The 16,432-nt window shown below is 31.5% G+C and carries 11 protein-coding genes, 1 tRNA gene and 1 pseudogene; 10 read left to right on the top strand and 3 right to left on the bottom strand.

Annotated elements, in window-relative coordinates; translation table 11 throughout:
- Positions 1 to 108: 108 nt before the first annotated feature.
- On the top strand, positions 109 to 1,452 hold the full coding sequence (brnQ, locus tag HMPREF9943_RS04135; RefSeq protein ID WP_004802305.1) for a branched-chain amino acid transport system II carrier protein: 1,344 nt from the start codon (positions 109 to 111) through the stop codon (positions 1,450 to 1,452).
- Positions 1,453 to 1,481: 29 nt separating this feature from the next.
- On the opposite strand, the gene HMPREF9943_RS04130 is transcribed toward brnQ, so the two are convergent.
- Complete coding sequence (locus HMPREF9943_RS04130) at positions 1,482 to 2,393, bottom strand: ribonuclease HIII (protein ID WP_004802303.1); 912 nt, start codon at positions 2,391 to 2,393, stop codon at positions 1,482 to 1,484.
- 87 nt (positions 2,394 to 2,480) lie between these two features.
- Between HMPREF9943_RS04130 and HMPREF9943_RS04125 the strand changes: the two genes are divergently transcribed.
- The 9 genes from HMPREF9943_RS04125 to HMPREF9943_RS04085 all read left to right on the top strand — a co-directional run bounded on the left by HMPREF9943_RS04125 (position 2,481) and on the right by HMPREF9943_RS04085 (position 14,933).
- Entirely contained in the window at positions 2,481 to 3,263 is a 783-nt protein-coding gene (locus HMPREF9943_RS04125) for a CvpA family protein (protein WP_026624282.1), read from the top strand.
- Between the two features lie 3 nt (positions 3,264 to 3,266).
- Positions 3,267 to 5,564 carry an endonuclease MutS2 gene (locus tag HMPREF9943_RS04120; protein ID WP_004802299.1) on the top strand — a complete coding sequence of 766 codons (2,298 nt, stop codon included), beginning with the start codon at positions 3,267 to 3,269 and terminating at the stop codon, positions 5,562 to 5,564.
- A gap of 13 nt (positions 5,565 to 5,577) precedes the next feature.
- Positions 5,578 to 7,332, top strand: coding sequence for an excinuclease ABC subunit UvrC (gene uvrC, locus HMPREF9943_RS04115; RefSeq protein ID WP_423901387.1), 1,755 nt, complete (start codon positions 5,578 to 5,580; stop codon positions 7,330 to 7,332).
- 45 nt (positions 7,333 to 7,377) lie between these two features.
- Complete coding sequence (locus HMPREF9943_RS04110; RefSeq protein WP_004802294.1) at positions 7,378 to 8,505, top strand: M15 family metallopeptidase; 1,128 nt, start codon at positions 7,378 to 7,380, stop codon at positions 8,503 to 8,505.
- 1 nt (position 8,506) lies between these two features.
- Positions 8,507 to 8,974 (top strand): metallophosphoesterase family protein, encoded by a 468-nt coding sequence (locus HMPREF9943_RS04105; RefSeq protein WP_004802291.1) that lies wholly within the window; start codon positions 8,507 to 8,509, stop codon positions 8,972 to 8,974.
- A 53-nt stretch (positions 8,975 to 9,027) separates the two neighbouring features.
- Positions 9,028 to 9,104 (top strand) — tRNA-Arg (locus HMPREF9943_RS04100).
- A gap of 611 nt (positions 9,105 to 9,715) precedes the next feature.
- Positions 9,716 to 11,413, top strand: coding sequence for a ribonuclease J (locus tag HMPREF9943_RS04095; protein WP_004802287.1), 1,698 nt, complete (start codon positions 9,716 to 9,718; stop codon positions 11,411 to 11,413).
- Positions 11,414 to 11,480: 67 nt separating this feature from the next.
- Complete coding sequence (locus HMPREF9943_RS04090; RefSeq protein ID WP_004802285.1) at positions 11,481 to 13,760, top strand: DNA translocase FtsK; 2,280 nt, start codon at positions 11,481 to 11,483, stop codon at positions 13,758 to 13,760.
- Positions 13,761 to 13,847: 87 nt separating this feature from the next.
- Positions 13,848 to 14,933: a BMP family lipoprotein gene (locus HMPREF9943_RS04085; RefSeq protein ID WP_004802282.1), complete on the top strand. Its 1,086-nt coding sequence runs from the start codon at positions 13,848 to 13,850 to the stop codon at positions 14,931 to 14,933.
- Positions 14,934 to 14,998: 65 nt separating this feature from the next.
- On the opposite strand, the gene HMPREF9943_RS04080 is transcribed toward HMPREF9943_RS04085, so the two are convergent.
- Positions 14,999 to 15,943 carry an IS3 family transposase gene (locus HMPREF9943_RS04080; RefSeq protein ID WP_155957262.1) on the bottom strand — a complete coding sequence of 315 codons (945 nt, stop codon included), beginning with the start codon at positions 15,941 to 15,943 and terminating at the stop codon, positions 14,999 to 15,001.
- A 158-nt stretch (positions 15,944 to 16,101) separates the two neighbouring features.
- Positions 16,102 to 16,347: pseudogene (locus HMPREF9943_RS10255) on the bottom strand (transposase); the annotation flags it as partial.
- Between the last annotated feature and the right edge of the window lie 85 nt (positions 16,348 to 16,432).

Here is a 16,432-nt window from a genome sequence, read left to right as displayed (position 1 = left end):
GCATAGTCTATCTTTAGTTGCAGGTTTAATAAATTATTTACTTATTCTTTACCAAATTGTTTTTCTGTTATAGAATAAGAACAATATTAAGGGAAACGGGGATATTTTATGGACAGAAAATTAACAAAAAAGGAATATATTATTTTAGCATCTATGATGTTTGGTCTTTTTTTCGGAGCAGGCAATTTAATTTTTCCGATTCATATGGGAGAATTAGCAGGAAGAAATTTTCTGCCTGCGGTTATTGGTTTTTGTATTACCGGGGTAGGACTGCCTTTGCTTGGAATTACTGCTATAGGTATAACCAAGAGTAATGGTCTGTTTGATCTTAGTCATCTGGTAAGTAAAAAATTTGCTTATTTCTTTACTTGTGCACTCTATTTAACTATTGGACCATTATTTGCGATTCCAAGAACAGCAACTGTTTCATTTCAGGTAGGGGTTGCCTCATTTGTTCCAAAAAGTAATCAATCATTAGCTTTATTTATTTTCTCATTATTATTCTTTGCATTTGTTCTTTATTTTTCTCTCAAGCCTTCAGGTATTATGACTTGGGTTGGTATTATTCTTAATCCTGCTTTTTTAATCTTTTTAGGTATTTTAATAGCAGCAGCGGTTTTTAATCCAATGGGAAATATATCTCAGGTAGCACCGCAGGGTCAGTATGCTACAAAGAGTTTAATGACCGGTGTACTTGACGGGTATAATACAATGGATGCTCTTGCTGCTCTGGCATTTGGTATTATTCTTGTTAATTCTATTAAAAAACTCGGTGTAGAACAGCCGGAGAAGATTTCAGCTATTACTGTTAAGTCTGGGCTTTTAACAGTTGCTGCAATGGCAGGAATTTATGCTTTGCTTACTTATGCAGGAGCCCAGGTAGCTACAGCTTACCCTACAGCTCCTGATGGAGGAATAACTTTTTATACAATGGCACGTCATTATTTTGGCTTAGCCGGAGCAGTGATTTTAGGCATTACTATCACACTAGCATGTTTAAAAACATCGATTGGTTTGGTTACGTCATGTGCTGAAACTTTTCAGAATATTTTTCCAACAAAATTTGGCTATAAAGGCTATGCTATCGTTTTTAGTATTTTCTCATTTGCGATTGCTAATATCGGATTATCACAGATTATTTCTATTTCTATTCCGGTTTTAATGTTTTTATATCCTCTCACAATTGTTTTAATTATACTTGCATTATGTGGACGCTATTTTAATTATAATAAGAATATTTTTGTCTGGTGTATGAGAACCACTTTACTGGCATCAGTATGCGAATTTTTAATAGCTTTACCAAAATCCTTTTTTACATCATTCTCCTTAGTGAAATCACTGACTCATTTGTACACATCACTGCCTCTTGCTTCTTATGGCATGGCTTGGGTTATTCCTTCCCTGATAGGTGTAGTAATTGGGATTATATTTATGATATTAGAGAATCATTAAATGAAATAGATCATACTAAATAAAGAGTCTTATAAAGACTCTTTATTTAGTATATTATTAACTTTTTTCATATCACTGAAGTTTATTTTGACCACTTTAGTAAGTATTTTTGGTCCATATTTTTTTGCAATCTCAACAACTATATTATCTACATTAGCGCCGGTACCTCTTAGCAAAGAGAACTTAAGGCTTTTAGACATACTGGTAAAATATTGAATATAGGCATAACGAGAGATAATCTCAGCCGCTAAAACTGCCATATACTGTGATTTAGCTTCTTTTTCAAATTGCAGATCCTTTACAACAATAACTTCACTTTTTAAATAATTAAAGTAGGTCTTAGGGGAAATATATTTCTCAACAACTTTTAATTCAACGCTTTTCTTTGCCTTCTGAAGAACATTAACCAGTGCCTGATTAAAAAGCCGAGCTCTGATATTTGCCTGATTAAAACCTTTATTAATCATATCATTATAATGACTGTTATCCAAAATAAGAAGAGAACTAATAACATGTGACTTAATCGTTTTAGCATAATCTATAATTTCTTCTGTACTTAGTGATTCAATATCTTCAATATGGAGATTTTCCACAAAATCAATGCCTTCTTCATTAATATAGCAGGCAACAACGCATAAAGGACCAATGAAATCAGTTGATCCTGTTTCAGCAGCTCCAATATGATGATATGTATAAATTTCATTTGATTTAATAGCTGCCTGCATTTTTTTAGCTAATGTTTTATTCCAGTGAATAGCTTCATGAATAGCATTCTGACCATTAAATCTTGCCTTCATATCTTTTGTGACAGTAATCTCACAATTGATTGTTTTCGCCTGAAGAAGTATATCAGTCTCATCGAATGGAACCATTTGGCTATCATAAAATTTATTCATTTTTTCAAGTGTATTTTTTGTAATATTAAATATTATTGGTTCCACAATATTCACCTCGCTTACTATTTTACCACAAGAACGCATTTTTTGACAGTATATTTTATTGATGTTATACTTTTTTTGGTGATTAATGTGGAAACAATAGTACAAAATTATTTTATCGATATTCTTATTCTTATTTACTTTATAGTTATGTTAATTAAAGGCTTTAAAGACGGATTTATTGCTTTATTTTATAATCTCGCCAGCCTCATATTTATTCTAATATTTACAATGATGATTTACAAGCCCTTATCTAACCTAATCACAATTTATACCTACAACAATGATTTAATTTCCAGTGTTGTAGGACCGGTCTTTAACAGTACAGCTATTTTCATTATTGTTTTTATTATTCTGTTTATTTTACGGATTGTGATTGGATTAGCATTAAAGCCAATGTTAACAAGTTTAAATGATAAATTTCATATAACTAAGACAATAAATCATTTTTTAGGCATGATTTTAAGTGCAGTTCAGTCCTTAGTTATTATCTACATTGTCTTAGTTCTTATTTTTCTTCCATTTATACCGGAAAGTCAAAAGAAACTTGCTAAAAATCCGATTGCTTACACTATTGTGAATAGTGTCTCTATTAAAAAGCTTCCAATATCATCAGATACACAAAAATTTCAGCATATCTCTGATAAGAAAGTGTTAGAAGAACTTCTACATGTTTATCTTTATGCTTATAAAAACGGTCTTATTTCAGAAGAAAAAGCAACTCAGTTTTTAGAAAAGCAATTAAGTGAAGATATATTACGCTATAATCCGCAATTATCTAAAGAAGATAAAACGGTCATTTCAAAGATTATTAAAAAAACTAAGCTTAGTTCTCCGGAACAAACAGATATTTTAAATCATATAGGCGAGTAATTTATGGATACAAAATATATTTTAGAGTTTCATATTATCTTAAATAAAATTGCTGCTTTTAGTAAAACACAGCAGGCTAAAGAAAGAATACTGACATTAGATTTATATAAAGATAAACTAGAGTTACAGGATAACCTTAAAAAAACAGGAGAGGCAATGTCTATTCATAATATTTTAGGACATTTACCTTTGCAATCTTTAGAAAGTAACGACTCTATATTAAAAAAATCTGAAATGGAAGGAATTCTGTCGATTGAAGAAATAAGAAAGATTTATATATTATTAAAAAATACTCAGACTTTAAAAAAGTATTTTTCCAACTACGAAAAAACATTTTATTATTTAAGAGATGAAATTGAAGGTCTTAATGGTGATGATTATCTTATTTCTGAAATAGAAAGATGTATTACTTCTGATATGATGATTGATGATCATGCCACAAATGAACTTTACCATATCAGAAAATCTATCTTAAACATAACTACTCGTATCAGAAAAACAATGGAAAGCTATCTTAATAAGAATAAGGATGCTTTATCTCTGGATAATCTGATAATTAGAAATAATCGTCTTGTACTGGCTGTGAAAACTTCACATAAAGGTGATTTTCAAGGCATAGTTCATGCCGGTTCAGCTTCCGGAGCAACACTCTATATTGAGCCTCAGCAGTCTGTATTATTAAATAATGAACTTAATGAGTTAAAAAATGCTGAATTTGAAGAAATTCAAAAGATTTTGAAGTTTCTGTCTTTAGAGATAAAAAAGAGATCTGTTCTATTACGTTATGATCAGAAATTGATAACTGAATTGGATTATTATTTTTCTTTAGCGGCATTTGGTAATGCTTACCATTCATGTATTCCGGAAATTTCTAATCGAAAAGAGCTTATTTTAAAAGAAGCTAGACATCCTCTATTGGATCAAAAGAAAGCTGTCAGTAATGATATTGTTCTGACTAAGAAAATGATGATGATTACAGGTAGTAATACTGGCGGTAAAACTGTTACTTTAAAAACAGCAGGACTTCTCTCATATATGGCTTTATCAGGAATACCTGTTCCTTCAGTAAGTGCATCAGTTTATTTTTATGATTGTATTTATGCTGATATTGGTGATGGACAGTCTATTGAGGAATCACTTTCTACATACTCTTCACATATGAAAAATATGATTTATTTTCTTTCTCATGCTTCTGCTTCTTCATTGATATTAATTGATGAAATAGGTTCCGGTACAGATCCTGTTGAAGGAGCTTCCTTGGCTTCAGCTGTACTTGATGTTCTCTTAGCAAGAGGATGTAGTGTTATTGCCAGTACACATTATGGAACATTGAAAAATTATGGAAAAGCAAGAGAAGATGTAATCCTTGCCAGTGTCGGTTTTGATTTAGAAACAATGAAGCCAACTTATAAGCTGTCATTAAATAGTATCGGTAGTTCATATGCTTTTGAAATAGCTAATACATTAGGTTTAGATAATGATATTATTGAGCAGGCTTATTTATACAAGAAATCTTCATTGAATGCTGCTGAGAAACTATTAGAAAAATTAGAAAAGCAAAAAGAAGAATTAGATCAGAAGCAAAAAGCGTTAGAGAATGAATTGTCTAAACAAAAAGAATTAAGGGTACTTTATCAACAAAAAGTAGATAAGCTTGAAAAACAAAAAGAAAACATTATTAAGCAGGCACAGGATCATGCAAATAAACTTGTTGAAAAAACAAAGCATGAAGCTGAATTGATTATTGATGAATTAAAAAAACATAAAGAGGTAAAAGATCATCATCTTACAAATGCTAAAAGATCTTTAGATAGCTTATTTATTGAAGACAAAAAAGAAATGCCTCCTCAGACTCATATTTTAAAGCCGGGAGATCATATCAAAGTGAATGCTATGAACAGAGAAGGCGATATTATTGAAGTACTTAAGAATCATAAGATTCTTGTAGGTATTGGTGGACTATCTTTAAAGCTAAAGGATAATGAGGTTACATTTCTTCATGAAAAACAAAAAGTGAATAAACCAGTAACTATTAATAAAAGAACTATTAAGAAAGAAAGCTACTATGAGATTAATGTTATTGGAAAACGCTATGATGAAGCTATGGAAACTGTTGATAAATTTTTAGATAATGCTCTTGTTGAAGGATATCCCAGTGTACGTATTATTCACGGTATGGGAACAGGAGCTTTAAGAAATGGGATAAGAAAGATGCTGGATAAGAATAAAATGATTAAAAATTATTGTGATGGTGGACCTAATGAAGGTGGATTAGGTGCTACTTTAGTTTATTTTGAATAAAAATCTTAAGTATATTAAGAAGAAATTAGCTTTATTGCCTCTTTCACCTGGATGTTACCTTATGAAGAATAGTCAAGGAAAGATTATTTATGTTGGTAAAGCACGTAAGCTAAAAAATCGTGTTTCTTCTTACTTTACGGGTGCTCATAATTATAAGACTCAAAAACTGGTAGATAATATCTGGGATTTTGATTATATTGTTGCGAATAGTGAAAAGGAAGCACTCTTATTAGAAATTAATTTAATTAAAGATTATCAGCCGGAATATAATATTATGTTTATGGATAGCACTTATTATCCTTATATTGAATTGAGTGATGAAAGACATCCTAAACTTACAATTGTCAGAAAAGCTAAATTAAAAAAGAACACTTATTTTGGTCCTTTCCCTGATGCAACGGCAGCCAGAACTGCCTATAAGCTTTTGGAACGACTATTTCCATTAAGAAAGTGTAGACACATTCCTAATAAACCTTGCCTTTATTATACTTTAAATCAGTGTCTGGCACCTTGTATTAATGATGTTAGTGAAGAAACATATAGTCAGATCAAAAAAGATATTATCAGATTTATGAAGGGTGACGTTAAAGATAAAATAGAAGAATTAACAGATAAGATGACAGAGGCCAGCAATGCATTAAATTATGAGCTTGCTAAAGAATATAGGGATCTGATTCAATCTATTAAATATGTCACAAGTAAGCAGACAATAGATTTAAAGGATCGTATTGATAGGGATATCTTTGGTTATTATATCGATAAAGGATATCTTTCTGTACAGCTCTTTTTTATGAGAGATGGGCATCTTTTATCACATGAATTTAATTTGGTTCCTGTTTCTGATGATTATCAGGAAGATCTGATACAATTTTTAGTATTTTATTATCAGGATAATGCATTACCTAAAGAGCTGCTTATTCCTAAAGATGTAGATGATCACTTATTAAGAGAGGTTATTAATATTAAAATACTAAAACCACAAAAAGGCGAAAAAAAGACGCTTGTAGATATGGCAATAAAAAATGCTAAAGAAGCTTTAGAAAAGAAATTTCTTCTGAAGCAGGCACAAGAGGAAAAAACAGTAAAAGCGATTAAAGAATTAGGAAAACTGCTTCATATTGATACTCCTCATATTATTGAATTATATGATAATTCTAATATTCAGGGAGCCTATGCGGTTGCCGGCATGGTAGTGTTTAAAGATGGGATTGCATCAAAAAAAGATTATCGTAAATTTAAAATAAAAACGGTAGAAGGTCCTGATGATTATGCTAGTATGCGTGAAGTTATTTATCGTCGCTATTACCGTCAGCTTTCTGAAAAAAGAGAAATAGCTGATATGATTATTGTTGATGGTGGGATGGGACAGATTCATGCGGCTTGTGATGTTATTGATGCATTAAAAGTTCCGGTTAAAGTCTGTGGTTTAGCAAAAGATGATAAGCATTCAACTGCTATGCTGTTAGATCGAGAAGGCAAACAAATACCTATTAACCCAAAAAGTCAGTTATTTTTCCTACTGACAAGAATGCAGGATGAGGTTCATCGCTATGCTATCAGTTTTCATAGAAATGTACGTTCTAAATCATTATTTGCGAGTATTTTAGATGATGTAGAAGGTATTGGTGAAAAAAGAAAGAAAAAGCTATTAAATCGATTTAAGAGTGTTAAAAAGATGCGAGAAGCATCATTAGAAGAACTTCAGGAAATATTACCTGAAAAGGTATCTATCAGTCTTTTTAAAATTCTTCATCAAGAAGAATCTTGACATTTTTTAGAGATGAATTATCATGATTAAAGCGAGGTGATCATAATGAAAAGATGGCATTTGTTTTTAATCGTCATTATTATATTTATTGCTACATTTTATAAAATTAATTTAAATTATGATCGTTTCTATCGTGTCAATGGAATTAATAATGATAATCGCGTAATTATTGAAAAGTATTTAAGTAAAGAAGATCAGAATTTTCTTGTAGAAAACCAAATTTCTATCACAAAATTAATCGATTATATGAGTGTCGATCATTTTAATATTAGAAATTATCAGTACTATAATCTTCTTATTGATACAAAAAGATATACTAATAAGAATATTCTTATTAGTACCGGAAACGCTTTAAAAGAGAAATTGACTAAAAAAACATCATCTAATGCATTTGCATTAGCTTCTTCTCTTATTAATAATAATCTGGAAGCCGGCTATCTTAATGACGACAGCTTTAATTTTGATTATTTAAATATTTATATTGCTTTAAAACCTTTATACTCTGATTTAAGATATATTGAGGATACCAAGCAGTATGTTGAAGAACTGACAGATGAAAAAATGAATATGAAGCAGATAGAAGATATGCTTCAAACAGCTGTCAGTGATTATAACAGAGGATCATTAAAAACACTGATTATGAATGCAGGCATATCCAGACGAATTATTCATCCATCATCAGTAACTGCAGTTGTAGATGAAACCAGTTATATTGGATCTTATGAACCGGCTCGTTTAGTACTTATAGAAAATATTCATCGTATGAAATATGTTATGTATTTAGAAAATAACTCTTATTATGCACTTGCATCATTATATAAAGCAATGGGTAATTTAAGTAAAACACTGGTAGTAAGAAAAGCTTATATTTCTTATAACTATCTTCCGGCTTCACAGCAGGGACATAGTGAGTATCAGTTGGGCAATACTGTAGAATTTACAGATTCTTCTTATAATTATAAGGATTTTTCTGATTCTGAAACATCGCGGTGGCTGGAAGCACATGCTCATGAATATGGTTATATATTAAGATATCCGCCTAATAAAGCTTCATCTACAAATAAATCTCATGATGCTCATGTTTATCGTTATGTAGGCAAAAAAGCGGCTAAAGAGATTCATGATAGTCAAAGTACTTTAAATGATTATGTATTAAAGAAGATAGAGGATTAATATGAAAAAAATTGTTGTTATGAGTGATAATCATGGAGATCATGAAAAAACATCACTGCTTAAAGAATTAGAACCGGATGCTTATTTATATGTTCACTGTGGGGATAGTGAAGCAGATAATTCATTAGAATTATCAGGCTATATCTGTGTTGCCGGAAATAATGACTGGGGTCTTGATTTGCCTCGCTATGCTCAATTTAAAGTAGATGAGTTAGAATTTTTAGTAACTCACGGACAGTTCTATGGCTATTTTAATAGAGAAGAATATATGATGAGAGATTTAAAAAATAAAAACTGTGATGTCTTATTATCCGGACATACACATATTCCTTCTCACATTATCAAAAATGGATATCATTTTATTAATCCCGGTTCTACTTCATGGCCAAGAGGAGGATCTCAGGCAGGATATGCTGTCATCTATGTTAATGGTAAAAATCTACAAATAGAGTTCAAGACTTTTTTGTAAAAATACTTGCGTGAATATTTATAGTATGCTAATATAAATCACGTACTAAATATGTCTACGTAGCTCAGCTGGATAGAGCACACGCCTTCTAAGCGTGCGGTCGCGGGTTCGAATCCCTCCGTGGACGCCATTTCATTAATTAATCACTTCTTATGGAGTGATTTTTTATATTTTGCTTAATCAGTATTAAAAAGATAAGTAACAAACACTCGATTAGTCCATTAATGCATCCACAAAAGAAATAGATTGTCAAGATAAATAAAAAAGCAGAGCTTATTAGATGTAATAATTGTAAAGATTGATTATAATTAGTATAAGATAAGTGGTAAATATAGTGTATTAAAACAATAAGAATTATAAACACACTTAATTGAATAAGCATAACATGTAATGTTCCATTTACTGTATGAACTTTGTAAGGAAACAATAATCCTGTATACATAAGCAAAGCTGCGAGTAAAACAAATTTATTTTTAGTATATTTAAAAAAACTATATGAATAGTAGACTATGAATAGAAAAAAATAAAAAAGAATGTAATAATGATATTGAGGCATATTACTTAGAATTGTAATATTTTCACTCAGAATAGAATTTCTGGTTGTAAAATAAATCATGAATAATAAAAATAATAAATCAGTCATAAAAACTCCTTTACTCTATTATAGGTTTTTATTATGTTTTTTCAAATATTTGTGTTATTATGTAGTTGTTGAAATACATTGGAAAGAAAGGAATTGTAATGAAAAGAGATCAAATTAAAATACTTCCTATCGGCGGACAAGCTGAATTAGGAAAAAGCATGTACTGTATTGAAATAAATAATAGTATTTTCATAATAGATGCCGGTCATCGATTTCCGGATTTAGATAAATTAGGAGTAGATATCATCATTCCTAGCTTTGATTATCTATCTGAAAGAAAGAATGATATTGCTGCAATTATTATTACTCATGCCCATGATGATGTAATGGCAGCTTTGCCTTACTTGCTTAAAGAAGTGGGAGATGTTCCTGTTTATGCACCTGCTTTAACTGTCGATCTTATCGAACAGATGATTGAACATTTTGAAAGAAGTACTAAGACTTCACTAAACATTAACTTGAATAGAGTAAAAAGAGATGCTTCTATTGAAATTGCCGGTAGAAATATTGAATTTTTCCCAATCACACATTCTATTCCGGGAACTGTTGGCGTTGCGATTGATACAAGTGAAGGATATATTGTTTATGGAAGTGAATTTATTATAGACTTTGGAGCTCCTGAAGGTTTTAAGTGTAATTTGCAGAAAATGCTTGAAATAGGCAAAAAAGGTGTTTTAGCATTGATGGTTGAATCTACATATGCTAAAAAAGAAGGATATACATCACCTAATCATAAATTAACTAATAAAATAGAGCATCTGTTTGAAGAGGCAAGCGGAAGAATTATTATTTCTTCCTATGCTCAAAATGTATTTAGAACTCAAGAGATTGTTGAGTTAACTAAAAAATATCATCGTCAGATTGTTTTTTATGGAAGAGATAAATATGATAAGACAAATTCTATTTTGAGAATTGGTAAGACAATGAGAAAGCCCGTAATCGAAGTGCCATTAAAGAATCTTGGCAGCAAAGAAAATGTTGGTAATCCAGTTAAGGACAGAAACTATGTTATTTTATTAAGTGGTGCACCACATACTATTTATACTGATATTTCTGATATATTAGATGGCGGAGATGATTTAAAGCTAAGAAAGGGCGATACATTTATTGTTGCTTCTCCCGTTCTTCCAGGAACTGAAAAAATTGCGGTTAAGGTGCATAATGATTTGTATAAAAGTGAAGCTGATAAGATTGCTATTTTGAAAAACAAAGATCTTCAATCTATGCATGCTTCCAGTGAAGATATAAAGGTTCTTATTCAAATGTTTAATCCTCGCTATTTTATACCTATTAAAGGTGAATATCAGCATTTTATTGCTAATGCTAATGTAGCAAAAAGTATGAATATTGATGATGATCATATTATTATTATTGATAATGGTGAAGAAATTACTTTTGACAAAGGAAAGCTATTAGATGATCGTCATGTGATTGATATTGAAGATGTTATGGTGGATGGAAGTGGCATCGGTGATGTCGGAGAAAAGGTTATTGATGATCGTATTCAGTTATCCAATGATGGTGTTGTTGTTGTTGGAATCACAATTGATCGTCATACAAAAGAAATCATTGCTCAGACAGATTGTCAGACCAGAGGCTTTGTTTATTTAAAAGATTCACAATATATTATTAAAAAAATTATTGAACTATGTGAAGAGGAAGTTGCCAAGCTTAAACTGAATCCTTATAAAGATATGCAGGAAGTCAGAAATGCTATGCGTGATGCTTCAATGAAGTATATTATGAAAGAGATAGGGAAGAAACCTGTTTTTATCAGTGTTGTAATTGAAGTATAAGCCTTTTGGCTTATACTTTTCATTTGTAGGATTTTTTGCTATAATCATTCATACGAGGAGAGTTGTAATGGCACAAAGAACAAAGAAAAAATCACAATCAGCAAGTGTTCATATGACACCTTTATCACGTCGTATCATTGCTTTAATATTTTTATTTTTAATTATTGTATCTGCTTTTCAGATGGGAAAGTTAGGAGCTTATTTTCATATCTTTTTTGTTTTCTTTTTTGGTTCCGTAGTTGTTTATCTGTTTTATATTCTAGTAGGAATTCTTTCTCTCTATACTCTATATTCAGGACTTTTTTATCATTTTTTATCAGCTGAAATCATGGGAGCATTCTTATTATTTATTTCAGCTGAAATGCTTTTGCTTGTACAGAAAGATTTTAAGGGAATCACAATATTTGTTAATTATCTGAAACATCGCTCATATCCTCAGGGAGGATTGTTTGGTGCTTTATTTTATGGTCTTTTCAGTCAGCTGTTTGATGTTGTTGGAGCTTTGATAGGAGCATTATTAATTCTTTCTATTGCTATAATTCTTTTATATAGCTTTATTTATTCACACTATAAGAATTATCGTAATGCTCACCCTAAAAAGAATATAGAAAAAAATGTAGAGCCGATAAAAGAAGAATCAAATAAAATAATGATCAGAAAGAAAACTCCTAAATTCTTTGATTTTATGAAACAGGAAAAGGAAATAACATTATTTCCTGATGATGTCTTTGAAGATCATCAGGATAGCTATATTGAATCGGAAATTACTGATGCCTTCTCATTTAATGAGAATACCTTAAAATTGGATATCGAAGAAAAAACTAAAACTAAACAGAAAAATAAACCAATAGAAAAAAAAGAAACTATTATTGAACATAATCCTCAAATTATAAGCAGTTATCAGCTTCCTACTTATAAGCTTTTAAATCCGATTACAAGGAATAAGAAAGGTAATGACGATAGCAGAGCAGCAAAATCTACAGCTTTACTTTTAGAAAATTTATTAAAACAATTTGGTGTTAATGCTCATGTTGAAGATTACCATATTGGACCTACTGTTACTAAATATGAATTAAAACTGGATATTGGAACACGAGTTAATAAGATTCTTTCATTACAGGATGATATTCAGTTGGCTTTAGCCGCTAAAGAAATTCGTATTGAAGCTCCTATTCCGGGTAAACCTTTTGTAGGTGTAGAAATACCTAATAAATCACCTTCAATGGTTCCATTTAATGAAATATTTCAGTTAGCTATGAGACATAAAAGCTGGAGTAATAAACTTGCCGTACCTTTAGGTAAGGATATTGAAGGTAATCTTGTGGTAGCAGAACTTAATAAAATGCCTCACTTATTGATTGCAGGTGCTACCGGCTCCGGAAAATCAGTTTGTGTTAATGTTATTATTACAAGTTTATTGATGAAGGCATCTCCTGAAGAAGTGCGTCTGATTTTAGTAGATCCAAAAAAAGTTGAATTATCTAATTATAATGGTGTTCCTCATTTATTAGCACCCGTTGTCACTGATGCCAAGAAAGCTGCCGGTGTACTTCAGGAAGTTGTCAATGAAATGGAAAGACGTTATGAAGTATTTGCTGCTAACAATCAGCGTAATATTTCTAGCTATAATGAATTTGCAGGAAACTATAATAATAGTCATGATGATAAGAAAGAAATTATGCCTTATCATGTTGTTATTCTTGATGAAGTTGCTGATTTGATGATGGTTGCCAGTAAGACTGTTGAAGATTGTATTATGAGAATTTCACAAATGGCTCGTGCAGCAGGTATTCATATGATTGTTGCAACTCAAAGACCATCAACTAATATTATAACAGGGGTTATTAAAGCTAATATTCCTTCACGTATTGCTTTTGCGGTTTCATCACAAATTGATTCTCGTACTATTCTAGATGCTTCCGGTGCTGAAAAACTATTAGGAAAAGGAGATATGCTTTTTTCACCAATGGACGCTTCATCTCCTGTAAGAGTACAAGGAGCATATGTTGATGATTCAGAAGTAGCTAGAATTGTTGACTTTGCTTCTCATCAGATGGAAACAAACTATGAAGATAAATATGTAAATGCTAAAGAGCTTTCTAATGATAAAAGTAATAGTGGTGATGATCCTTTTGCTCAAGAAGATGAAGAATATGAAGAATGTCGAGATTTCGTTATTCAGATGCAGAAAGCATCAACTTCTTTATTGCAGAGAAAGTTTCATATTGGCTATAATAAAGCAGCCAGAATCATGGATCAATTAGAAGAAAATGGTGTTATTGGACCACAGATTGGTTCTAAGCCTAGAGAAGTTTATATTCAAAGTTATTCAGAAGAGCAACTATAATAGTTGCTCTTTTAACTTTTAGACTTTAAAAACTTAGTCATGCGTGATAAAATAAGTATATAAATCATTTAAGGAGGATTTTTTAAGATGAAAAAAGTATTGGCATCCGCAGTCGTACTATCAATGGTGTTAGTTGGATGTGGAAGCAAAAGTAACAAAGCTGAACTTGCTATGATTACTGACTCTGGTGATATCAATGACAAGTCATTCAATCAGGCCGCATGGGAGGCAGTAAAAGAGTATGGCACAAAGAACAAGCTGAGTTACAAGTATTATAAGCCTGCTTCATTTGATACTGCCGGCTATAAATCACAGATTAAAAGCGCTGTGTCTAATGGAGCTAAAGTTGTTGTCCTTCCGGGATTTAAGTTTGCTGCTGCTATTGGAAAAATTCAGGAAGATTCAGCTTATAAGGACGTTAAGTTTATTTTGATTGACCATCAGCCCCAGACAGAAGATGGTAAATTAATTGAACCAAAAGAAAATGTATTTTCAGCAAACTACAAAGAATATCAGCCTGGCTATTTAGCCGGTTATGCAGCTGTTAAAGATGGCTATACTAAGCTTGGATTTATGGGCGGTATTGCTCTTCCAGCTGTTATTAACTATGGATATGGCTATTTACAGGGTGCTAATGATGCAGCTAAGGAATTAAAAACTAAAATAGAAGTTAAATACTGGTATTCTGGTACATTTAATGAATCACCTGATATTGCTACTAAAGCAAAAGGATGGTACAAAGCAGGAACTGAAGTTATCTTCTCTTGCGGTGGACAGATTTGTAATTCTATCTTCTCAGCAGCAACTGAAACTAAAAAGAAAGTTATCGGTGTTGACTCAGATCAGAAACAACAATCTGATACTGTTATTACTTCAGCTATGAAGAATGTTAAAGGTACAGTTACTAAACAGTTAGAATTAATTTATAGTAATAAATTTAAAGGTGGCGTAAATTTATTAGATGCTAAGGGTGGCTTTGTTGGTCTGCCTGATGATTTTTCTAGATTTAAGAAATTCACAAAAGCTGATTATGAAAAAATATACAATGATGTAAAAGACGATAAAGTAAAAATCATTTCATCTAATGATGTTGATAAGAAGGCTAAGGGTAGTCCAAATGCTGAACAGCTAAAGAAGGTTTTAACTAATACTACTGTTGCATACGAAAAATAATGTAGTTATGTCTAACTTAAAAACGGATTGATATGTACCCAGAATTCTGGACACATATTTATGAGCTAGGCTGAACACATGGATGTTATCCTGTATTTTACAGGTGGCATCCATTTTGTTTTCGCCTGAATTCTTTTGTTGTTATAATAATCTATATACTCTGCAACAGCCTTCGAGAATTCTTCAAAAGAAGAATAGTCCTTTTCATGACCATAATACATCTCGTTTTTTAACCTTCCAAAGAATGACTCCATAATACAATTATCATAGCAATTCCCTTTTCGTGACATTGATTGGATAATTCCGTGTTCCTGTAAAATATTTCTGAAATAAGCATGTTGATATTGCCAACCTTGATCCGAATGAAATATAAGATCTTCAACATTGGGAAACTTATCTAAAGCTCTATCCAGCATTCTTACTATCTGTTCAAGATTTGGAGTAGTTGATAAATCATATGAAACAATCTCGTTTGTATTCATGTCTAGTACCGGCGATATATAACACTTTCCCCATGAAAAATTGAACTGAGATATATCTGTTGTCCATTTCTGTAATGGTGCAGTTGTTGTGAAATCTCTATCTATTATGTTATCTGCAATCTTTCCAACTTTGCCTTTGTATGAGTGATATTTTTGCTTTGGACGTTTTCCGGACAAGCTGGCTTCATGCATAAGACGCTGAACTCGCTTATGGTTTATCTTGTGTCCACGATTTACAAGTTCTTGATGAACTCGTCTTACTCCGTATCTACGTTTGTTCTCTTCAAAAATACTTTTGATTTCTTCTAGTAATTCTTGATTACGTTCAGCAACAACATCTTTTCTGTTAAGTTCAAAATAATAGGTAGATTTAGCCATAGGCACAGCTTTAAGGAGATACTTTAATTTGTATCCATTCTTGCGGAGTTCTTTGATGATTGCTGCTTTTTCGCCTTGAGTCGCGCAGCTTCCTTTTCTTCTCTCAAGGCGATCTCTTTTTTTATTACTTCTATTTCTGCTTTCATATATTCGTTTTCAGCTCTTAATCTGATTAATTCTTCATATTCAGATTCATTTGGTTTTGGTGGTTTTCTAGTACCTATTTTTTTCATATCCGGATTCTTTGATTTTCGACCTTTCTTTTTATTGATAAGTCCATTATAACCAAAAATCTTATATTTGCGAACCCACTGATATAACATACCATCACTAATTCCAGCATTAAATGCCACTGATTTGTATGATTCACCTGCAATCACTTTAGCCACAAGTTCAAGTTTAGCTTCCGGAGTCCAATTTTTGTTGTGAGCCTTATGGCGAAGAGCATCCGATCCGTTTGCCTCTTCAATTCGAACCCATTCTCTAACTTTATTTCGAAAGATTTTGGTATCGATCCCCTCAGGAGTATCAGGATAAATTCCTTGATAATACATTTCAACACATTTTTTCTTAAATTCATAGCTATAACGCATAAAAATACCCTCCTTACTGATTGTCCAGTAAAGAGGGTACATATCA

Source organism: Eggerthia catenaformis OT 569 = DSM 20559 (assembly GCF_000340375.1).
Taxonomy (GTDB): domain Bacteria; phylum Bacillota_I; class Bacilli_A; order Erysipelotrichales; family Coprobacillaceae; genus Eggerthia; species Eggerthia catenaformis.
Note: the sequence above shows the minus strand (reverse complement) of the source record. Positions and strands in the feature narration are given on the sequence as shown.